A 21,640-nucleotide genomic window follows, 5' to 3' on the forward strand; every position below is an offset into this window, starting at 1 on the left:
CCTCACCCCTTTCCCAGTGCGGTACGGACCCGGTGCGCGAGGCGCGCCGCCGGGCCGGGCGGCCGGATGCCGGCCCGGTCCCGCCACCAGGCGGTCAGTCGCCGCCGGGCGTCGGGGTCGTCGGGCCGGCCGGCCACGAGCAGGCCCTCGACGAAGTCCAGGGCGTCGTGCCGGTAGCCGTCGGTCATGGGCCGGTTCCTGGCGTACGCGAGGAACGCCGGCCGGTAGCCCTCGCCCAGGATCTCCGGGAGCTCGGGCGCCACCTTCGCCACGACGTCCGCCCGCTTCGCCGCGAGCGCGCGGCTCTGCACCCCGAGCCGCCGCACGTCGAAGCCCTCGGGCGAGGGCGTCCCGGCCACGAGCGCCGACAGGAGCGCCGCCTCGGCGACGGCGACCCGCTGGCGCGGCGCCGCCGCGAGGGCGCCCGCCGGAGCGGCGGGGCCGCGGAGCGGCGCGGCGAGCGGGTGCGCCGCGAGGGGCGCGGGGACGGGGGCCGCCACCGGTGCCGCACCGGGAGCGGACGAGCCGGCTCCGGTCTCGGCGGGGAGCGGCGGCGCGGCATCGGGTCCGGCGTCGACCGGGGTCGGCGGGGCGGTGTGGGCTCCGGTCTCGGCCGGGATGGGCGTCGCGGTGTGGGCTCCGGTCTCGGCCGGGATCGGCGGGGCGGTGTGGGCTCCGGCTCCGGCCGGGATCGGCGGCGCGGCGTTGCGTCCGGCTGCGACCGGGACCGGCGGCGCGGCGGGTGTGCCGGCTTCGGCCGGGAGGCGAGCCGCCCCGGCCTGGGCCGGCACGCGGGGCTCCGTGCCCGTCGTCACCCGCGCCGGCATGGGGCCGCCCGAGACCCGGGCGCCCGCGCCGATGAGCAGCGGCCGGGGCCGGGCCCCGGTGACCGTCGCGCGGATCGTGGAGAGTTCGGCGGCGAGCTCCTGCGGGGCCGGGAAGCGGTCGTCCCGTTCGAGCAGGACGCCGGGAGGGGAGACCCGGGCGGCCAGGTCCGCCAGGATGTCGAGGACGGGACGGGGGACCGGGTGGGCGTGGGTGTCGTGCCAGACGCCGTCCCGCTCCAGGCCGCCCGCCACGTGCACGTACGCGATGGCCTCGACCGGCAGCGAGGACAGCGCGTCCGCCGGGTCCTCGCCCCGGTTGACGTGGTTGGTGTGCAGGTTGGCCACGTCGATCAGGAGCCGCACCCCCGTGCGCTCCACGAGCTCCGTCAGGAACTGGCCCTCCGTCAGTTCCTCGCCCGGCCAGGCGATCAGGGCCGCGATGTTCTCCAGGGCCAGCGGCACCGGGAGTGCTTCCTGCGCGATGCGGACGTTCTCGCAGAGCACGTCCAGCGCGTCCCGGGTGCGCGGCACGGGCAGCAGGTGGCCCGCCTCCAGGAGCGGCGTCGCCGTCAGCGGCCCCCCGGCCCGTACGAACGCGATGTGCTCCGTCACCAGCGGCGCCCCGAGGGCCGTGGCCTTCTCGGCGAGCGCGGCGAGCCGTCCGGCGTCCGGCCGGTCGGCACCCCCCAGCCCCAGCGAGACGCCGTGCGGCACGACGGTCACCCCGCGGGCCCGCAGCCGCTGCAGGGAGTCGGGCAGATGGCCGGCGCAGACGTTCTCGGCGACGACCTCCACCCAGTCGACACCGGGCAGCGCCTCGACCGCGTCCGCGATCTCGGGCCGCCAGCCGATGCCGATACCGAGTTCCTTCATGTCCCCCTCCTTCGGTCCCTCACGTGATGGCCCGGAAGCCGCCGTTCGAATCCGGACAGGGAGACGTTCAGAGGTTGATTTGAGGTTCTCGACGGGCGAAGAACCGCGGCGGGCCCCGGCTGTTCGGGACGGCCGGGAACCGTGGCGGCCCCCGGCGACGCCGCCTTCCGGTGCAGCGGCCCCCCGGTGCGCGCCCTCGGGACCGCGGGGGGCCCGCCCGATCCCGGGGAACCGCCCTACAGCGCGCGCAGCCGCAGCCGCGCGCCGATCTGCTCGCCGCCCTCGGCCACGACGGTGCACGACCCGGGCGCGATCTCGGTGAAGCCCGCGTCCCGGACGACCGGGAGCCCGCCCGCCGTCAACCGGGCCCAGCGCGCCGCGTCGGCCGTACGGACCGCGAGCGGGAAGCCGGCCTCGCGCCAGGCCTTGCGGTCGGCGTCCGAGAGCTCCCACCACAGCAGCTGGGCACCGTGCCCCGCCTGCGCCATCGTCTTGCCGGCGGACATGTCCAGCTCCGGGTTCAGCCACAGCACGACGGAGCCCTCCGGCACCGGGCCCGGCTCGACGGGGTCGTCGAGGTCGGTGCCGGAGACCTGGAGCTTGGCCAGCTCCCTGGGCCAGCCGTCGAGCGGGACGGGCGGGAAGACCCGTACCTCCGCGGCGGGAACGTCGCCGTCGGGGTCGCCGCCCCCCGTGCCCGTCACCGCGATCCCCGGAAGGGCCGCCGCCCGACGCCACTCCGAGCCGCGGGCCCGCCGTACGACCTTGCGGATCCGGGCGTCCTGCCAGTCCGTCATGGCCTGCGCCCACTCGCCCTCGCCGAGGGACCGCTCGTCGGCCAGGATCTCCAGGACCGCGCGGGCCGCCGCCTCCAGGGCGTCGGTACGGGCCGGGGGTGCGGCCTTCTCGATGCGGACCACGAGTGGGAGGACGAACTGCGGCTTCTCGTCACGGGTGTCGTTGCTGCTCACCCGGCAAGTCTGCCAGCCCGCCCGGATGCCCGTACGAGCGATTCTTGTGGGAATGAGGGCTTCCGGGACAGGATGCCGTCCATGAAGAGTGATCTTTTCGCCAGTGAGCACCTCGCCGAGGCGGCGACGTTTCCGGGGATGACCCTCCAGAACGCCAAGTCGGTCAAGTACACCGTCAACGGGGAGATGCACGCCCGACAGGGCTCGATGATCGCCTTCCGGGGGAACCTCCAGTTCGAGCACAAGAGCCAGGGCCTCGGCGGCCTGCTCAAGCGGGCGGTGACCGGCGAGGGCCTGGCGCTGATGGCCGTCCGCGGCCAGGGCGAGGCGTGGTTCGCCCACGAGGCGCAGAACTGTTTCATCGTGGAGATCGAGCAGGGCGACGCCCTGACCGTCAACGGCCGCAACGTGCTGTGCTTCGACTCCACGCTCCACTACGAGATCAAGACGGTGAAGGGCGCCGGCATGACCGGCGGCGGCCTGTTCAACAGCGTCTTCACCGGCTACGGCAAGATCGCCCTGATGTGCGAGGGCAACCCGATCGTCATCCCGGTCGCCCCGCAGGAGCCGGTCTTCGTCGACACGGACGCGGTGGTCGGCTGGAGCGAACGCCTGCAGACCTCGCTGCACCGCTCCCAGTCCTTCGGCTCGATGATGCGCGGCGGTTCGGGCGAGGCGGTCCAGCTGAAGCTGGAGGGCCAGGGCTTCGTCATCGTCCGCCCGAGCGAGGCGACCCCCCAGAAGGCCGCCAACTGATCCCGGCGCGACCGTGATCCTGGAGGGCGTCGGACGCCGCTACACACCGCGCGGGCCCTGGGTGCTGCGCGAGGTGGGCCTCGACCTGCCCGCCGGGACCCTGACACGCGTCACGGGCACCAACGGCACCGGCAAGTCGACCCTGTTGCGGGTGATCGCCGGCATCGACGCCCCCAGCGCGGGCCGCGTGTCGGCCCGGCCCGCCCGCACGGCCTACGTCCCGGAACGCTTCCCGGCCGCCCTGCCCCTGACCGCGACCGGCTACCTCGTCCACCTGGCCCGCATCCAGGGCCTGGACGGGCGTACGGCGCGGGCCCGGGCGGGGGAGTGGCTGGACCGCTTCGGCGCGTCCGCGTACGGGAACACCCCGCTGGCCGCCCTCTCCAAGGGCACCAGCCAGAAGGTCGCCGTCGCGCAGGCGCTCCTCGCCGGGCCGGACCTCCTCGTCCTCGACGAGGCGTGGACCGGCCTGGACACGGCCGCCCGCGCGGAACTCGACCGCGCGGTGCGGGAACGCGTCGCGGCGGGCGCCCGCGTCGTCTTCGTCGACCACGACCCGGCCCGCCTGGAGGGGGAGGCGGACGCGGAGTACCGGGTCTCGGCGGGCAGGGTCCACCGCACGGACCGCACCGTCCCGGCGACCGGCCCGGGCGCACCGGTCGCCAACGGCACCCGCGTGGGCATCAGCGTAGAGACGACCGATACGGCCGCCGGCACCCGTATCCGTATCGCCGCCTCCGGCGGTACCGGGCTCCCCGAGGGGCTGCCGGGCTCGCCGGCGTGCGCGGTGCGCGGTCCGCGGCTCGTCGCGACGGTCGGCGCGGACCACTCCGACACCCTCCTCCGGGCCCTGCTCGACGCGGGCTGGCACATCGAGCAGCTGACCGCGGAGGCGACCACCGAAGGCGCACCCCTATGACGGCCATGAGCGCCCTGCTCCGCTACCAGGCCGCCCTGCTCCTGCGCTCGCAGCGCTGGCTCGCGCCCTTCCTGCTCTACGCGGCGTACGTCGGCGTCGGCATCCGCCCGGGCGAGCCGGTGCTCGGCGCGCTCGGTTACGCCGTGACCGGTCTCGTCCCGGTGACGGCCTGGGCGGTGCGGATCTGCCTGAACCAGGAACCGCCCGCCGCCCGCGCCGTGACCGCGGCGGCGGCCGGCCGTGCCCGCGCGCACCTGGCGGCGATCCTGACGGGCACGGCGGCCGCCCTGCTCACGGGCGCCGGCACGGCGCTCGGTGTGACGGCGATCAGCGACCGACACGGGGTCGCCGCCCTCGCGGCGGGCGCCGAGGGTCTGCTCGCGGCCGCCGTCTGCGTGCTGGCCGGCGCCGCTGTCGGCGCCCTCACCACCCGCCCGCTGATCCCCTCGCGCGGCTGGTCCCTCGCCGCCCTGCTGCTCGGTTCGCTGCTCGCCCTGGTCACCGCCGGCTCCCCGGTGCGGACCGCCGTGACGGCCCTGGTCACCGACGCCCGCGCGCCGTCGGTCACCTTCCCGTGGCCCGCGCTCGGCGCGGCCGTGGTCCTGGCGACCGCAGCCGTGGCCCTCGCCTGCCGGGCGACGGCCTGGCGGGAGTAGCTCCGGCGGGCCGCCCAGGACCTCTCCGGTCCCGTGGCGTGGTTGACTCTCGCCTCGGACGAAAAAATCCGTGTCACGTGCCGCGTCGCTGAGCCGCCCGGCCGTGGACGCCCTGTCACCAGCCGGCCCCCAGAGGAATTACGTGTCCATGCCAGCCTTGCCGAACCAGAAGGTCGGCACCACCGACACAGCCGCGCTCGGGCGCGCCGCCTACTTCGACAACGCCAAGCTGCTGGCCGTCGTCCTCGTGGTCTGCGGCCACTTCTGGGAGCCCCTGATCGGTCAGCCCGAGCAGCGCCCTGTGAAGGCTCTGTACCTGCTGGTCTACGCCTTCCACATGCCGGCGTTCGTCTTCATATCGGGCTACTTCACCAGGACGTACACGGCTCAGCCGCGGCAGGTCCGCCGGCTGACGACCGGCGTGCTGATCCCGTTCGTCCTCTGGGGCGTGCTGCTCACCCTCTTCAACAGCTTCCTCGCGGGAACGCACCCCAAGATCCTGCCGCTCACTCCCGTCTGGGTCACGTGGTTCCTGATCGCCCTGTTCCTGTGGCGGCTGTCCGCGCCCCTGTGGCAGAACCTGCGCGCGCCGGTGACGACCACCACGGCGGTCTTCCTCGCCGCGGGGGCCTTCTCGCTCGGCGCTCAGCTCTCGATCACCCGGGTCCTGCAGTTCCTGCCCTTCTTCGTGCTGGGCCTCACCGTGTCGCCCGAGAGGCTGGTGTGGCTGCGGGAGAGGGCCTGGGCCCGGCCGGCCGCCGTCGTCGCCTTCGTCACCGCGGGTGTGGGCGCGTACGTGATCGCCCCCGACATCAGCGCGGTGTGGTTCTACCGGAGTGCCGGCGCATCGGAGCTGCATGTCTCCTACGTCCACTGGCTCGTGCTGGCCTCGGCCGTCTATGCCGTGGGGCTTGTCCTCACCGCCGCGTTCCTCGTCCTTGTCCCGAGCCGCCGTACCTGGTTCACGGCTCTGGGGGCCGGCACGATGTCCGCCTTCCTGCTGCACGCTTTCGTCCGGCAGGCCGCCCTCCACGGCGGTCTGTACGACCACGAGTTCGTCCAGAGCGTGCCGGGGCAGGCGGTTCTCACCGTCCTCTCGGTGGGCCTGGCCGTCGTGCTCTGCACGCACCCCGTGCACCGGATCATGCGGCCCTTCATCGAGCCACGACTCAGCTGGCTCTTCCGCTCCGACGACGTTCCGCGGCACCGGGCAGATGGCAGCCGCGGAACGAACACGCAACCTTCACCTGACGAACACACTCTCAACCGCTTGTGAAACACGTCACCTGGGAGGGTGGGCAACTGCCCTTTTTGCCCAGGCGGAAATGTCACTGTTGAGTCGACCGGTCGGACTTCGGCCTCCTCTCTGACGTGCGAATACGTGTTGCCCCCCAGGACCCACAGGTCCTTACATGCCCCGCACGATGAACAGTGGGAGTGGGGGGTTCGTGAGACCGGACCGAGAACGTTGGAGAACCATCCGCAGCGCGACCTGCGCCACGGCGGTCGCCTGTCTGATCAGCGCCGTGTCGGTGCTGCCGGGAGGGGCGTCGGTAGCGCTTGCCGCGGACGCCTCCGCGGTCGGCGTGACCGACGGCAAGGAGAAGGGACGGCAGCAGCCCGAGGCCGCCGATACGCCGGAGAGCCTCGCCGTCGAGAAGGCCAAGAAGTCGGGCAAGCCGGTCGACGTGGGGTCGATGCGGACCGAGTTCAGCGAGGTGACCGCGCGTCCGGACGGGACGCTGGAGTCGGTCACGCACACGCAGCCGGTGCGCACCCGTAAGGCCGGCGCCTGGGTGGACATCGACACCACCCTCAAGCGCGTCACCGAGGGGATGGTCGAGCCCAGAGCGACCCTGTCGGACCTCGCCTTCTCGGGAGGCGGCGACAAGCCCCTGGTACGGATGACGCGTGCGGGCAAGGTCCTGGAGCTGACCTGGCCCGAGCCGCTTCCGGAACCCCGGCTCAACGGCGAGACGGCCACCTACGCGTCGGTGCTCCCGGGCGTCGACCTCCGGCTGACCGCGACCCGCACCGGCTTCAACCAGCTGCTCGTCGTCAAGACGCCCGAGGCGGCGAAGAACCCGGAGCTCGACCGCATCCGCATCGGGCTGAACGCGGACGGCCTCAGCCTGCGGGAGAACCCGGACGGCGCCCTCGTAGCGGTCGACAAGGCCGCCGGCGGCACGGTGTTCACCGCCCCCGAACCCATGATGTACGACTCGTCCGCGGCGGCGAAGGACGGCCCCGGCAAGCCCGTGGGACAGACGGCCGCCCCCGCCGCCCGAGCCGTCAAGTCCGCCTCCGCCCTGGCCGGGGCGACCGCCGTGGACGCCCCGGCGGCCGACGGCGCCCACGCGGCCCAGGTCGGCATCGAACTCTCGTCCGACGGGCAGGGCACGGGTGGCGAGGACGCCATGGTCCTCACCCCGTCGCGGGCCCTGCTGGACGCGCCCGGCACCGTCTATCCGGTGCTGATCGACCCGGCCTGGGACACCCCGCACACCTCCGCGTGGGCCGGCATCTCGAGAACCAACGGTTCGCAGCCCTACTACAAGTTCACGTACAACAGCACGTACGTGAAGGACTTCGGGACGGGCTACTGCGAATCTCCGGGCTGTTCCGCCGCCGACGTGAAGCGTGTCTACTACCGCATCCCGGTGACGAGCAAGTTCGCGGGCAAGCACATCCTGTCGGCCGAGTTCAACGTGTACGAGTCCCACTCGTACAGCTGCACCGCCAAGCCCGTGCAGCTCTACCTGACCAAGTCCATCGGGTCGGGCACCACCTGGAACAACTCGACGACCGCCGGCTTCTGGCAGACCTGGCTCCAGACCCTGACCGCCGCGAAGGGCTGGAGTTCCAGCTGCGCGGCCGGCTATCTGGAGTTCGGCGCCACGGGCGTGAAGAACGTCGTGCAGCAGGCGGCCAACGGCGGCTGGTCCAACATCACCTTCGGCCTGAAGGCCGAGAACGAGTCGGATGCCGGCGCGTGGAAGCGCTTCACGGACGACGCGAGCCTGCGGGTGAACTACAACCTGCCGCCGCGCCAGATCCCGATGAAGTCGCTCACCATGTCCCCGGGCTCGGTCTGCCTCTCCACCGGTGTCACGATCAACCGCTTCCCGCAGATCACGGCGGTCGCGACGGATCCCGACAACGAGAAGATCGGCGTGCAGTTCGCGGTCGCCTGGGACTCCGGCGACGGCGGCGGTCACAAGCGGCGCTGGTGGTCGACGGGCGCCGAGGGCACCGCGCCCGCCTCCAGCACCTTCAAGGCGTCCGGATCCCCGTTCTCGGTCACGCTCCCCACGTCCGTTCCCAAGAACGTCTGGGTGGGTTGGGAATCCCGTGCATGGGACGGAGCCGAGTGGGGCCCATGGAGCTCCTACGGTGACCCCACGGCGTGTTACATCATGATCGACACCACGTTCCCGGACGGCCCCGATGTTTCGTCCGTGGAGTTCCCTGGTGGCGAGGACCAGTCGGACACGCTTCCCTGGACCGACGGCGTCGGCAGGTACGGCAACTTCAAGATCGACAGCCTCGCCGCCGACGTCGTGAAGTACGAGTACGGGCTCGACACGGGGCCTTCGGCTGCCAACTCCATCGCGACCACCAACGGCGACCCTCGGTCCGCCAGTCTGCTGCTCGACACCCCCGGCCCGCACTTCCTCTCGGTCCGGTCCATCGACGGCGCCGGTAACGCCTCACAGCCCGAGACGTACTACTTCAACGTCCTGACGGGCCACCCGCAGCGCGCGGGCTGGGCCATGGACGAGCAGCCGGGGGCGACCACGCTGGCCGGCTCCGAGAGCACGTTCGAGACGACGGCGGGGGCCGGGGTCACCAGCGGGCCCGGCCGTGACGGCAGCGGTTCGGCCGTGAGCATGAGCTACACCGCCGACGGTTATCTGACGACCGACCGCGCGGTCGTCGAGACCGACCGCAGCTTCACCTTCTCCGGATGGGCGAAGCCGGTCGGCATCGTCCCCACCCGTAACACCGCCGTGATCACCCAGAACGGCCAGCACCAGTCCATCACCATGGGACTCATCGGTGACAAGTGGGCGATCAAGGCGCCCTCCGTCGACGCCCTGTCCGGCTACACCTGGTTCACCGCGCAGTCGACGACCCCCGCGGTCGAGGGCAAGTGGACTCACCTCACCGGCGTGTACGACTCAGCGGCCCACACGCTCAAGATGTACGTCGACGGCGTCGTCGCGGCGTCCATCGCCAACGTGAACATGTGGTCGGCCCGAGGGGCCATGACCTTCGGACTGATGAAGTGGAAGGACAACCCCTCTGACGCCTGGTCCGGTTCGATCGACGACATCGCGGTGTACGACCGGGCCCTCGGCGCCGCCGAGGTGAACGAGGCGGCGGCAGGACGTCCGGTCACGACCGGTCTGCCCGCCAAGGCCGTGTGGACCCTGGACGAGCCGACGACCGGGCTGATGTTCGGCCGCTCCGAGAAGACGACGGCGACGCTGCAGAACGGCGCGAGCATCATCACGGACGGCGCGTCGGGCAAGGGCGTGCACCTCGACGGCACCGACGACTTCATCACCACTACGCGTCCGCAGGTGGACGGCACCCGCAGCTTCTCCGTGTCGGCCTGGGTCCGTATGGCCGACCCGACGGACATGTACGCGCGGATGATCGCCAACCAGCGGGGTGTGCACCAGAGCGAGTTCCTGCTGTACTACTCGGCGTACGCCAATAAGTGGATCTTCGGGCGTTACACCGAGGACTCGTCGACCGCTTCGCTGATCTCGGTGGGCCAGCAGTGCACGGCGGGCACCGCCGGTTGCATCGGCCCGGCGGACAACCAGTGGACCCACGTCCTCGGTGTCTCGGACGCCAAGACCAACAAGCTGCGGCTGTTCGTCAACGGCTATCTGATGGGTGAGGTTCCGTACACCCAGACGAAGCCGTGGGCGTCCCCGGGTGGGCTCCAGATCGGTGCGGTGAACCGCGAGGGCGTCAACGGCGAGTTTCTCGGCGGCGACGTCGACGACGTCCGGGTCTACGACCGGGTCGTCACGGCCGACGAGGCCCACGCCATGGTGCAGCAGCGCCCGCAGCTCGGCGCCCGGTGGAAGTTCAACACTGCTTCCGGGACGCCGAAGCTCTCGCCCGACGACGCGGGCAAGAGCGTGGAGAACGCCCAGCTGAACGGCGATGCGACGGTCAACGCGACGGGCGGTGCCGTCGCAGGCGCCGACGGGAACCCCAGCGGAAGCCTGGTCCTCGACGGCGACGGCGACTACGCGGCCACCACGGCCATGCCGATCCACACCGGACAGAGCTTCAGCGTCGCCGGATGGGTCCAGCAGCCGACGGCACCGAACCGCGACATGACCGCACTGTCCATCGCGGGCACCAAGCAGAGCGCGGTCGAGGTCGGCTGGGACTACGTGAAGGACGTCGACGGTATCCCCGTCGGCCAGTGGCGGGTCAGTGTCACGGACGCCGACGGAAGCACATCCACCCGCAAGACGGCCGTCCATACCTTCGACTCCTCGATGCGTACCGGGTTCAACCACCTCGCCGTGGTCTACGACGCCTTCGCGGACCAGCTCTCGCTCTACGTCAACGGTGCGCTGGAGAACCAGATCTGCTCCGACGAAGACACGAGCGGCACCTGCACCGACCACGTGTCGTGGACGTCCGCACCGCAGCCCTTCGAGGCCACCGGTCAGGTCCAGTTCGGCCGTGATCTGTCGAACGGCACCTTCGGCTCGTACTTCTCGGGTGAGATCGACGACGTGTGGATGTTCCAGGGCGCGCTCAGCCCCGCCCAGGTCATCTCGCTCGGTGATCCGAGCGTCGAGCTGAGCAGTTCGTCGGCCCTCTAGTCCGTCGCGCGACCGAGGGGTGGGCGAGCCGTGCTCGCCCACCCCTCACCAGGTGGACTGCTCGCCCGCCCTCTCCGCCCGGCTTCCGCGCCGGGCTCGCTCAATTCCCTCATCGACGACCCGAGGAGTTTCCGTAGTGCGTCCCAACAGATCAGGACGGATACGGGCCTCGGCCCGGATGTCCGTCGTCGTGAGCGGAGCCCTGCTGGGCACGCTCCTCCAAGGCCTGCCGGCCGCCGTCACAGCGGCGTCCGCCGACGACAACCGCCCGGCCCCTGTCTCCTCCGAGCGCCCGGCGAAGGGCTCGTCTGCGAAGCCCAAGCCGGCCCGTGACGAACAGCGTTCCAGGGCCACCCGGCCGAAGGTCGACTGGCCGAAGCCCGGCACCCTGCGGGTGCGGCTGCCGTCGGGCGGCGCCGCGGCGAAGACGTCGGTGCGGGCCGGGAAGACGGCGGTGACGCTGGGCACCGCCGTCCCGGCGCGGGGCGCCTCGGCGGACCGGGCGGCGTCCCGCGCCGCCGAGGCCGACCTGCGCCTCCTCGACCGCTCCGCGGCGGAGCGTGCCGGGATCGACGGCGTACTGCTGACCCTCGGCAACGCGACTGCCGGCACCACCGCGGCACCGCTGAAGACCAGGGTCACCGTCGACTACAGCGGCTTCGCCAGGGCCGCGGGCGGCGACTACGGCTCTCGTCTCCAACTGGTCAGGATGCCGGACTGCGTTCTGACCACTCCGGAGAAGCCCGAGTGCCGCATACCTACCCCGCTCGCGGGCCGCAACGACGCCGAGGCCAAGACCGTCACGGCCGACGCCGTTGCGGTGCCCCCGGCCGCGCCCGCCGGAATGCAGGCGCAGCTGGGCGGAGCCACGGCGACCGTACTCGCGGCCACGGCCGGGTCCGCCAGCCTCGCCGGTGACTTCAAGGCGAGCCCGCTCGCGCCGTCCTCGTCCTGGAACACCGAGCTCAACACCGGTACGTTCACCACCTCCTACGGCATGGCCGTCCCGTCCGTACCGGGCTCCTTCGTGCCCAAGGTGTCCCTGAACTACTCCTCCGGGACCCTCGACGGGCGCACTTCCAACAGCAACAACCAGGCCTCCTGGGCCGGTGACGGCTTCGACATGTCTCCCGGCTTCGTCGAGCGGGCGTACAAGCCCTGCGCCGACGAGGGCGTCAAGAAGGACGACATCGAGATCGGCGACCTGTGCTGGGGGTACGACAACGCGACCATCAGCTTCGCCGGCCACTCCGGTGAGCTGATCCCCGTCGGCGCGGACGAGTGGCGGCTGAAGGGGGATGACAGCACCAAGGTCACCCGGGTCAAGGACACCACCCGCGGGAACGGGGACAACGACGGCGAGTACTTCAAGGCCGTCACCTCGGACGGCACCACGTACTGGTTCGGCTCCAACCGGCTCGACAACTGGGCCACGGGCAAGCCGGAGACCAAGTCCGTCTTCACCGTGCCCGTCTACGGCAACAACGCCGGCGAACAGTGCTACAACGCCGACATCAAGAGCGCCTGGTGCCAGCAGGGTTGGCGCTGGAACCTCGACAAGGCCGTCGACACCAAGGGCAACGTCATCACCTACTGGTACAACCAGGAGGCGAACTCGTACGGCCGCTATCTGACCGCGGCCGACGACACCCCCTACGTGCGCGGCGGGACGCTCGACCACATCGAGTACGGCCAGAAGGCCACGGACATCTACTCGGCGACCGCGAAGCCGATGGCCCGGGTCAACTTCGCGACCGCCGAGCGCTGCCTGGAGACGGACACCGCGCTCTGCGACCCCGCGAAGATCGATGCGAACCGGCAGTACTGGTACGACACGCCGTGGGACATGAACTGCAAGGCGGGCACGGACTGCGATGCGGGCCGCTTCTCGCCGACCTTCTTCACCCGCACCCGGCTCGCCGCGGTCACCACCCAGACGCTGCAGTCGGACGGCACGTACAAGGACATCGACGCCTGGACCCTGAAGCACCGGTGGGGTTCCTCCGACATCGACTACCAGCTCATCCTCTCCTCGATCGTGCGCAAGGGACTCGCGGGTACCACCCCGATCACCCTGCCGGCGACCGTCCTGGGCTACGACCAGCTGCCCAACCGTCTCGACAAGCAGAACGACGGCCGGGCGCCGTTCATCAAGGAACGTCTCTCTTCCGTCACCGACGAGGCCGGCGGTCAGATCGACGTCAACTACTCCGCCGCGGCATGCTCCTGGAGCGCTCTTCCCACTCCTCAGAACAACACCACGCGGTGCTTCCCGCAGCAGTACCAGCCGAGCAACAAGATGCCGGTGACCACGGAGTGGTTCAACAAGTACGTGGTCGACTCGGTGATCGGGACCGACCTCACCGGCGGTTCTCCCGACATGGTCACGCGGTACACCTACCTCGGTGACGCGGCCTGGGCGTTCGACGACGACGACGGCCTGACCAAGGAGAAGCTGAAGACCTGGTCGCAGTGGCGCGGCTACCAGCACACCCGCGTGCAGACGGGCGGCACGCTGCAGATGCTCTCGCAGGCGGACCACTGGTTCCTTCGGGGCATGGACGGCGACCGCGATGACCCCGCGGACAAGAGCAAGACCCGGACCGTCACGGCGTCGGACGGCGTCGGCGGCACGATCACGGACGACCAGGCGTGGGCGGGCTACGAGTACCGGGTCGAGACGTACGACGCTCCCGGCGGCAAGATCCTCTCCAAGACGGTCAGCACGCCCTGGAAGAAGGAGACCGCCAAGCGGGTCCGCGACTGGGGCACCACGACCGCCAACATCACCAGCACCGAGACGAGCCGCTCGTACACCTCGCTCGACGGCGGAGCCGGCGCCGACTGGCGCGAGGTGCGCTCGAAGAACTTCTTCGACGCGTACGGTCGGGTCACCAAGACGGAGAACTCCGGTGACGTAGCCGTCGCGGCGGACGACACCTGCACCCGCACCACGTACGCGGACAACACGAGCGCGTGGATCCTGACCGGTGTGGTCCGTAAGGAGACGGTGGCGGCGAACTGCTCCGCGACGGTCGACCGTGACACCCAGCCCGACGGCACGTCGGCCGTCCTGTCCGACGTCCGTACGCGCTACGACGGCCAGGCCTACGGTGTGGCGCCCACCAAGGGCCTCCCCACGATGGTGGAGACCCTCAAGCAGCGCACCGGTACCAAGGCGACCTACCTCGACAGCGCCGCGACCTTCGACGGCTACGGACGCCCGCTGACCGCGACGGAGCTCGCATCCACCAGTGTCTTCGACCCCGCCGAAGGAACCGCGGCCCCGGTCACCACGGCGCACGCCGGCGCCCGGACCACGACCACGGCCTACACCCCGGCGACGGGACGCCTCACCAAGACGGTCGTGACCACGCCTCCCGCCACGGTGGGCGCCGCAGGCACGGCACAGACGTCCACGACGTACTACGACACCGTCCGCGGCCTGCCCACGACGGAGGATGACACCAACGGCTTGCGCACCTCGGTCGTTTACGACGCGCTCGGCCGAGACCTCAAGCTGTGGAAGCCGGACCGCTCGAAGGCGAGCAATCAGACGCCCAACATCGAGTACCGCTACCACGACGACGCCGGCCAGATCCGCTCGGTCGAGGCGCTCACCCTCAACAGCGACGCGTCGCAAGCGTCGAGCTGGGTCCTCTACGACGGATTCGGCCGCGAGCGCCAGACCCAGGCGCCGGGTGACAACGGCGGCAGGCTTCTCACCGACAACTTCTACGACGCACGCGGGAACGTGGAGCGCTCGCACGCCACGTACTACGCCACCAAGGCTCCTTCGGGCGAGCTGTTCAAGCTCGAGGACGCCACCGGGGTCGAGACCCAGACGACGACCGAATACGACGGTCTGAGCCGTCCGACGAGGGTCACCCAGCTCACCGGCAGCGGCATCGGTGGCAAGGTCCTCTCGACGACGAGCACCGTCTACGGTGGCGACCGGGTCACCGTGACCCCGCCGCAGGGCGGCACCACCACCACGTCGATCTCCGACGCGGCCGGCCGTGTCACCGAACTCCTCCAGTACCGGAGCCGCGAGCCCGCGGGCCCGGCCGACAGCACGACCTACGAGTACGACCCGGCGGGTCACCTGGTCAAGCTCACCGATCCGTCGAAGAACGACTGGACCTGGACCTACGACCAGCTCGGGCGGCAGCGTAAGTCGACCGATCCCGACAGCGGCACCTCGACCAAGTACTACAACGACCGGGGTGAGCTGACCAGCAGCGAGGACGGTAGGAGGAAGACCACCGCCTTCCGCTACGACAACCTCTCACGCCAGATCGAATCGCGAGAGGACAGTTCTACCGGCCCCCTGCTCACCTCCCAGACCTGGGATCCCACGGGCAACAAGGGGAAGCTGGGCAGTGCCAGCCGTTACGTGAAGGTCGGCGCCGGCACGTATGAATACAAGTCGACCGTCAACGTCTACGACGCTCTGTACCGCCCCACCCGTACCACCCTGAACGTGCCGTCGGTCCCGGGGCAGGAGGCCCTCGCCGGAAGCTACGTCACCGGTGTCCAGTACTCCTTCGACGGGTCGGTGAAATCCCTGGCCTATCCGGCCGCGGGCAGCCTTCCCGCCGAGACCCTCGCGTTCACCTACGACGCGCTGCGCCGTCGGGTCACCGCGAGCAGCCTGGCGTCGGGCTACCTGGCGAACCAGACGTACAGCCTCACCGGCAAGCCCTTGCAGTCCACGCTCAACGCGGGCGGCAAGAACATCTGGATCAGCAACGAGTGGGAGTGGGGCACGCAGCGCCTCACGGGCAGCCGGACGGATCTGGAGGGCGGTAACGGCGCGGAGCGCGCGGCCGGCTACACGTACGACGAGGCGGGCAACGTCACGTCGCTGAGCGACATCTCCCGGTACGGCGAGGACCGCCAGTGCTTCGCGTACGACTACGTGGCGCGGCTGACCGAGGCGTACACGTCCAAGAGCACGCCGTGCCCGGCCCAGCCCTCGGCCTCCGACCTCGGCGGTCCGGCGCCGTACTGGACGAGCTGGACGTACAACACCGACGGCACCCGGAAAACGGAGACGGAGCACGATCCGACCGGCAACGCCGCCGCCGACAAGGTCCGCACGTACGCCTACCCGGCGACGGGCGAGCCGCGACGTCACTCCCTGCTCGGCACCAGCACGGTCACCGGTGGTGCGGGCGATCCGGTCACCGAGTCGTACGCGTATGACGCCGGCGGCAACACGACCGAGCGACATCTGAAGCCCGAAGCCGGCACCACCAGTGACCAGATCCTCGACTGGGACTACCAGGGCAAGCTCACCAAGCTCACCGACACCGTCAAGCGGACGGCCGACGGTCTGACCGTCACCACGGCCAGGACGAGCGACTACGTCTACGGGCCCGACGGCGGTCGGCTGCTGAGCCACGACGTCGACTCGGCGACGCCCGAGACGGAGTCCACGACGCTCTACCTCGGGACCACCGAACTCAAGCTGACCAAGGGCGCGGCGAAGCCGACGGCGACGCGCTACTACGACCTCGGCACGGCGGTCGCGGTCCGCACCGACGACAACCGGGTGTCCTTCCAGGTCACCGACCACCACAACACCGGCACCCTCGACATCGACGCCTCCGGGGCCGTCGTCGACCAGCGCCGCATGACGCCCTTCGGCGAACAGCGCGGCGCCGCTCCGAGCGGCTGGGCCGGCTCGCGCGGCTTCGTCGGCGGAACGATGGACCCGACGGGCCTCACACATCTCGGAGCCCGCGAGTACGACCCGACCACCGGCCGCTTCATCAGCATCGACCCGGTCCTGGCCACGGGGGACATCCAGTCCCTCAACGGCTACGCGTACTCGAACAACAACCCGATGACCCTGTCGGACCCTTCGGGCCTGCGCCCGGACGGGATCTGCGGCGGCAACTCGAGCACGTGCCGGCCGAGTGACTCCGGCAACGAGATGTCGGTGACCTACCACGAATCGTGGCAGCCCACGGGCTCCGGCTGGAAGTGGAGCAACTACGTCGAGAACAAGAAGGGCAAGCGGTACTACACCTACGGTGGCGTCAACTGGGGGACGGTCGTCGACCTGACCCCGCGCAAGATCAAGTGGAACGTGAACACGGCCCTGGGGGCGCTCCGCAGTGTCGTGTCCAGTCTTGACCTGGTGCGGCCGACACCGTTCGGTCCGTCGGCGACCGAGTCCTACGACGCCTTCGTGAACCTCGTCGGCGGCGACACCAGCGACCCGGCGTACGAGGACGGCGAGGGTCTCGCGACCGCGGTCGGTCTGGTTTTCACTGGAGTGGGGGGCGCGGGCAAGGGCGCGGCCAAGGCGACCAAGAAGGCCCTCCCCTCGTGTCCGAACAGCTTCACCGAGGGCACCGAAGTCCTCCTCGCCGACGGCACGAGCAAGCCGATCGAGGACGTGCGTGTCGGCGACAAGGTCGTTGCGACCGACGCCGAGACCGGGGAGACACGGGTCGAGACGGTAACGGCGGAGATCAAGGGCCAAGGCCTCAAGCACCTGGTCAAGGTCACGATCGACGTCGACGGCAAGGCCGGCTCCAAGACGGCGAAGGTCACTGCCACTGAGGGGCACCCTTTCTGGGTCCCGGAGCTGCAGGCCTGGATCAAGGCCACCGACCTGAAGCCGGGCCAGTGGCTCCGTACCAGCGCAGGCACCTTCGTCCAGGTCACGGCGGTCGAGCGTTGGACCAACCCGGATGCGAACGTCCGCAATCTCACCGTCAGTGAACTGCACACGTACTATGTGCTGGCGGGGGCCACGCCGGTACTCGTTCACAATTGCAATACAGGGCCGCGAGGCTTTCCGGCAAGGTCACTTCCCAGGAACAAGCACGGAGAGCCTGTAGGCGACCCTGCTGCTGACGGATACCCTCACACGGTGCTCGGGCAGAAGAAGGGGCGGCGGGAAACATATGCTCAGGCCCGGGAGTTTGATGCGGAAGGCAAGCCCGTCAAGGACGTAGACTTCACTGATCACGGGCGCCCCCGGGATCACGACGATCCGCACCAGCACCCCTACAACGAAAATTCAACCGGCGGCTCCCGAAGCCGTGGTGAAGCTGAGCCATTGGAAGGGTGGGACTACTAGTGAGTGGAATAGTTAAGTTCCGCATGCATGATGGGCACGGCGGAATCGTAGGCCTTGCTGATGTACTGGCCGTGATCCCAGAAAACGACTGGGTGTGGAGCATCCTGGATTTTGACGGGGTCGGTCGCTGCCCTGACGGTCTTGACTATCACGACTTCAGAGATAAGGTGCTCGCAACGCGCGAGGGCTATGTAATGTCGTGGCCTCAGCTTCAGGGTTTCGCGGCTGGAATCCGTCAGTTTTTCGATCTGCTAGCTGTGGCGGTCAAGGAGCGCGACGACCTGGCACCGGATCGGTTTGCTGTGGATGACTTCGGGGGCTGTCTGATAACCCTCGCGGCAATTGATAGCGGTTCTTGGGAAGTGGCCGTAGGTGGTGATATCGACGCCGGCTCCAGGCTTACAGAAGAGCTCCGAGCGCGTTTTGGAGGCGAGTTGAGGTAGGAGTGGCAGAGCGATTGCGATAGCCATCGCAGAAATGAAGCCCCGTCGGAGTTATTCTGACGGGGCTTCTGTGCGGCGTGACGGGCGGAACCATGTAACTCCATGCCGACATCGAATACGGATGGGCATGGTGAACCGGCTCACCCCTGTGGTCGTTGTGGCCGACTGCTGGAAGACCTGGAGATCAACTGATGTCCCTGATTCGCTTCGACTCGCTCAGCGAGGATCTGCTCGGGGCGCTTGTTGCGTCCGGATGGAGCGCAGACAGGAAGGTTGACCCAGGTCAATGGGTCTTGCCGCTTGAGGGTGAAGGCTACCGGTCCCATCCCTTGGCAAAGGAAATCCTCGCGGCGGTGGGAGGGCTCTCAATCGAGCCGGTAAATCGAGTCGGCCCGAACTTCAGTAATGACGAGCCTTACAATTTCGATCCCATTGCTGCTGGATCAGGGCAGCGTGATCTAGCCGCAGAGGTGGAAAGTGTTCTCGGTGGGGACTATTTCCCCATAGGTGAATGGCTCAGTTATTCAAGCGTTTTCGTAGAAGCTGGGGGGAGGGTGGTTGCTGCTGGCATGGGTTGGATCTGGGAGCTTGGTTCCACCTTTGAAGACTCCCTAGAGTTGGCGGTCTGCGCGAATCGCCCACTGAACTGTCTGCACTCCGATCTGGGACTCGATCCTTGGCCGAGACCTGATTCTCGTTAGTGAATCTCGGCCGCGTAGAGCTTCATGCAACGAGGCTTCTGGCCGGGGTGACGGCAGTAGTTGACGGCAACGGCGGCGGACACCCAGTGTCCGCCGCCGTTGCCGTACGTATGTCAGGGAGCTGCTGACCCCAGCCGAGTTCGCGTTCCCCGACCGCGTCGGAGTCGACGGAGATGCGGGCGCGCGGCGCGGCAGCGCGGATGGCGTCGGTGACATACGGGGGCGGGGGCTGGGTGCTGCCGTCGGGTCCGTCGAGGCGGATCACGGCGTGGAAGTGGACCAGGCCACGCTTCTGGTACTCGGCGACCTTCGCGAAGGACACCCGCAGCACGGCGCGGGCGGCCTTCTGCGTCATACCGAGCCGGGTTGGCGATCTCCCGGCGCAGGTAGATCGTGAAGCGGGCCCACAAGGCTCCTGCGTGGGCGTTGACCGCGCTGGCCGAATCGAAAAAGCGTCGGCAACAGCGGCCCTGACCTCGACCCGGCAGCCCAACCGGTGGGTTCGACGGGTTCGACGGGGTGAGCTGTTCAGAGTTTCTTTACTTGATCAAGGGCGTCCCGCTGACGCGGGCCGCCGCGCGCCGGCGGTCGGTGACCGCCGCCCGCTCCCGTCTGCCGCCCCGCTGGCGACGGCCGCCGACCACTCGGCGCGCAGAGCCCGGGAGCATAGGCCGGACCACCAATCGGAAGCCCCGGCCCCGACCACTCAGCAGCAGTGGTGGCCGGGCACCTGAGAGGCTGCCCGGCGGGCTCGCGCCGTCCCGGACGCCCATGCTTGCTGCCTGACTGGGGGCCGTGACGATGGAGATAACTGGGCTGATGCCCGTGCGGGGTTGAGCGAGACACACGTGGCGGGTGGTCGGTCGGCGCGCCCGCCGTCGTGGCTGACTTTCTGTGGCAGAGGTCAGAACCCCCACAGTCATGGGCACGGCACGCACGGAGGGCCCGTCCCTGCCGGGGCTGACGAGTGCGGGGGAGCCTCGATCGGCTGCGCCCGGCAGGGACGGGAGACAGGTGGGTCAGCGCGCTGCGGCGCCGGGGCGAGCGAGGCGGGTCACGTCTGGCGCCAGGTCCGCCAGGGGCGGGTGATGATCTCCCGGTAGGTGTGGTTGGACGGGTTCTGACCGCAGTGCCGCAGCACCCACTCCTGCGGTTCGGTGAACTCCTCGCTTGCCGGTGAGGTCTCTCCGTCCACGGCGCACTGCATCGCGTACAGGACCGGCTCCGCGTCCGGCTCGCGGTCGGGCTGGAGCGTCCAGGTCTCGTAGCGCAGGACCGAGCGAGGGGTCACCGTCCCCACCTCCGGTTGGCCACGGCCACCTTCGCGCTCAACTCCTCCGTCGGAGTCGGTGGATGTACGTCCCCGGGCGGCACGTCCCACTCCCGGCCGCCGCGCGGTGGCCGAAGCTGCACGTACGGCCCCACGTGCCCCATCACCACGCCCACCTTGCTGTTCCGCCGGTCGACCACCAGGGCGCTGGCATCGGGCGAGACGGTGTGCCCGTCGGCATCAGGGGTGGGGGCCGTCATCGTGACCACCCCGGCGAGGCGGCGCGTGACCGGGCGTTCAGTCGCGGGGCAGGAACACGTGGGGTGGTGCTCTTTCGCACGGTGACGCTCCTCGGCGGCGTTGATGCGTGTCCCAGGGCCTGTTGGTGCCGCAGGGTCGGCACCGATCCTCACGCCGGTCACCAGGACGAAGGTACCTCCACCAAACCCCACTTCGGGACGTCCTGCACCGTGTAGAACGTCCCTAGTGTCGTCCTGAGGCGAAGGGGGAGACTCGTGCCGAACGAGAGACTACGAGCCGTCATGGCGGCGGGAGGTTGGACGTACGCCGCACTCGCTCAGCAGGTCGAGGTCGACCCCAAGTCGGTCGAGCGCTGGGTGAATCTCGGGCGTATCCCACGTCGTGCCACCGCCCTCCAGGCGGCCAAGGCCCTGGGAGAAGACGTGCACGCTCTCTGGCCGGCGCTCCGCCAGGCCCGCCCTGCCCGCGCCATCAGCCCTGAGTTGGTGGCGCTCTACGAGCAGCGGGCCGACCTCCCCGTCTCGGCGTTCACCGACCTGATGGCCCAGGCCCGGGAACGGATCGACATCCTCGTCTACGCGGCTGTCTTCCTCCACGAGGCGTACCCGCGGCTGAACGAACTCCTCACCGAGCGCGCCGCCGAAGGCTGCACCGTCCGCATCGCGATCGGGGACGCCGACAGCGACAACGTCCAAGCTCGCGGCCAGGGGGAGCGGTTCGGCCACGGCATCGAATCCCGCTGCCGCCTCGCGCTCATGCACTACAAGCCGCTCGCCGCCACACCCGGCATCGAAGTCCGCACCCACGCCACCACGCTCTACAACTCCCTCTACCGCGCCGACGACCAGCAACTCGTCAACGCACACGTCTGGGGCGTCAACGCCTACGCCGCCCCCGTATGGCATCTTCGCCGACACGAGACAGGCGGCATGTTCGACACCTACGCCGAGAGCTTCGACGCTGTGTGGATGACGGCAACGCCCGTGCGAGAGGAAGGCTGACC

General features: G+C 69.8%; 13 protein-coding genes and 1 pseudogene. 9 read left to right on the top strand and 5 right to left on the bottom strand.

The annotated features are described in order from the left end of the window. Positions 1-2: 2 nt before the first annotated feature. Positions 3-1,700: a DUF692 family multinuclear iron-containing protein gene (locus ACGF1Z_RS30400; RefSeq protein ID WP_393009239.1), complete on the bottom strand. Its 1,698-nt coding sequence runs from the start codon at positions 1,698-1,700 to the stop codon at positions 3-5. A gap of 236 nt (positions 1,701-1,936) precedes the next feature. Further along, positions 1,937-2,671, bottom strand: coding sequence for an aminoacyl-tRNA hydrolase (locus ACGF1Z_RS30405; protein ID WP_393009240.1), 735 nt, complete (start codon positions 2,669-2,671; stop codon positions 1,937-1,939). An 81-nt stretch (positions 2,672-2,752) separates the two neighbouring features. Between ACGF1Z_RS30405 and ACGF1Z_RS30410 the strand changes: the two genes are divergently transcribed. From ACGF1Z_RS30410 to ACGF1Z_RS30445, 8 genes are all read left to right on the top strand, one after another. Next, positions 2,753-3,427, top strand: a complete 675-nt coding sequence (locus ACGF1Z_RS30410; protein WP_393009241.1) for an AIM24 family protein — start codon at positions 2,753-2,755, stop codon at positions 3,425-3,427. A 13-nt stretch (positions 3,428-3,440) separates the two neighbouring features. Then, positions 3,441-4,346 (top strand): ATP-binding cassette domain-containing protein, encoded by a 906-nt coding sequence (locus ACGF1Z_RS30415; protein ID WP_393009242.1) that lies wholly within the window; start codon positions 3,441-3,443, stop codon positions 4,344-4,346. Between the two features lie 5 nt (positions 4,347-4,351). Then, positions 4,352-5,002, top strand: coding sequence for an ABC transporter (locus ACGF1Z_RS30420; RefSeq protein ID WP_393009353.1), 651 nt, complete (start codon positions 4,352-4,354; stop codon positions 5,000-5,002). Between the two features lie 148 nt (positions 5,003-5,150). Next, entirely contained in the window at positions 5,151-6,278 is a 1,128-nt protein-coding gene (locus tag ACGF1Z_RS30425) for an acyltransferase family protein (RefSeq protein ID WP_393009243.1), read from the top strand. Between the two features lie 172 nt (positions 6,279-6,450). Next, positions 6,451-10,863 (top strand): LamG-like jellyroll fold domain-containing protein, encoded by a 4,413-nt coding sequence (locus ACGF1Z_RS30430; RefSeq protein WP_393009244.1) that lies wholly within the window; start codon positions 6,451-6,453, stop codon positions 10,861-10,863. A 136-nt stretch (positions 10,864-10,999) separates the two neighbouring features. Beyond that, entirely contained in the window at positions 11,000-17,962 is a 6,963-nt protein-coding gene (locus tag ACGF1Z_RS30435) for an RHS repeat-associated core domain-containing protein (protein ID WP_393009245.1), read from the top strand. Then, complete coding sequence (locus ACGF1Z_RS30440; protein WP_393009246.1) at positions 17,962-18,405, top strand: hypothetical protein; 444 nt, start codon at positions 17,962-17,964, stop codon at positions 18,403-18,405. Before ACGF1Z_RS30435 ends, ACGF1Z_RS30440 begins: the two co-directional genes overlap by 1 nt. A gap of 191 nt (positions 18,406-18,596) precedes the next feature. Continuing rightward, on the top strand, positions 18,597-19,106 hold the full coding sequence (locus ACGF1Z_RS30445; protein ID WP_393009247.1) for an SUKH-3 domain-containing protein: 510 nt from the start codon (positions 18,597-18,599) through the stop codon (positions 19,104-19,106). A gap of 94 nt (positions 19,107-19,200) precedes the next feature. Here the strand turns inward: ACGF1Z_RS30445 and ACGF1Z_RS30450 are convergent. From ACGF1Z_RS30450 to ACGF1Z_RS30460, 3 genes and pseudogenes are all read right to left on the bottom strand, one after another. Next, positions 19,201-19,555, bottom strand: a pseudogene (locus tag ACGF1Z_RS30450) (replication initiator); the annotation flags it as partial. A gap of 605 nt (positions 19,556-20,160) precedes the next feature. Next, positions 20,161-20,406, bottom strand: coding sequence for a hypothetical protein (locus ACGF1Z_RS30455; protein WP_393009248.1), 246 nt, complete (start codon positions 20,404-20,406; stop codon positions 20,161-20,163). Beyond that, a complete protein-coding gene (locus tag ACGF1Z_RS30460; RefSeq protein ID WP_393009249.1) occupies positions 20,394-20,645 on the bottom strand; it encodes a hypothetical protein in 252 nt (83 codons plus the stop codon). Before ACGF1Z_RS30460 ends, ACGF1Z_RS30455 begins: the two co-directional genes overlap by 13 nt. A gap of 273 nt (positions 20,646-20,918) precedes the next feature. Here ACGF1Z_RS30460 and ACGF1Z_RS30465 point away from each other — a divergent pair, with 273 nt between their 5' ends. Further along, complete coding sequence (locus ACGF1Z_RS30465; RefSeq protein WP_393009354.1) at positions 20,919-21,638, top strand: XRE family transcriptional regulator; 720 nt, start codon at positions 20,919-20,921, stop codon at positions 21,636-21,638. Positions 21,639-21,640: the final 2 nt, after the last annotated feature.

Source organism: Streptomyces sp. NPDC048018 (genome assembly GCF_043202995.1).
In the GTDB taxonomy this organism is placed as follows: Bacteria; Actinomycetota; Actinomycetes; order Streptomycetales; family Streptomycetaceae; genus Streptomyces.

Excerpts from the sequence above, each read along its gene's own strand:
- ACGF1Z_RS30400 (WP_393009239.1), bottom strand. The coding sequence starts at position 1,700 with ATGAAGGAACTCGGTATCGGCATCGGCTGGCGGCCCGAGATCGCGGAC.
- ACGF1Z_RS30410 (WP_393009241.1), top strand. The coding sequence starts at position 2,753 with ATGAAGAGTGATCTTTTCGCCAGTGAGCACCTCGCCGAGGCGGCGACG.
- ACGF1Z_RS30420 (WP_393009353.1), top strand. The coding sequence starts at position 4,352 with ATGAGCGCCCTGCTCCGCTACCAGGCCGCCCTGCTCCTGCGCTCGCAG.
- ACGF1Z_RS30425 (WP_393009243.1), top strand. The coding sequence starts at position 5,151 with ATGCCAGCCTTGCCGAACCAGAAGGTCGGCACCACCGACACAGCCGCG.
- ACGF1Z_RS30445 (WP_393009247.1), top strand. The coding sequence starts at position 18,597 with ATGTCCCTGATTCGCTTCGACTCGCTCAGCGAGGATCTGCTCGGGGCG.
- ACGF1Z_RS30465 (WP_393009354.1), top strand. The coding sequence starts at position 20,919 with ATGGCGGCGGGAGGTTGGACGTACGCCGCACTCGCTCAGCAGGTCGAG.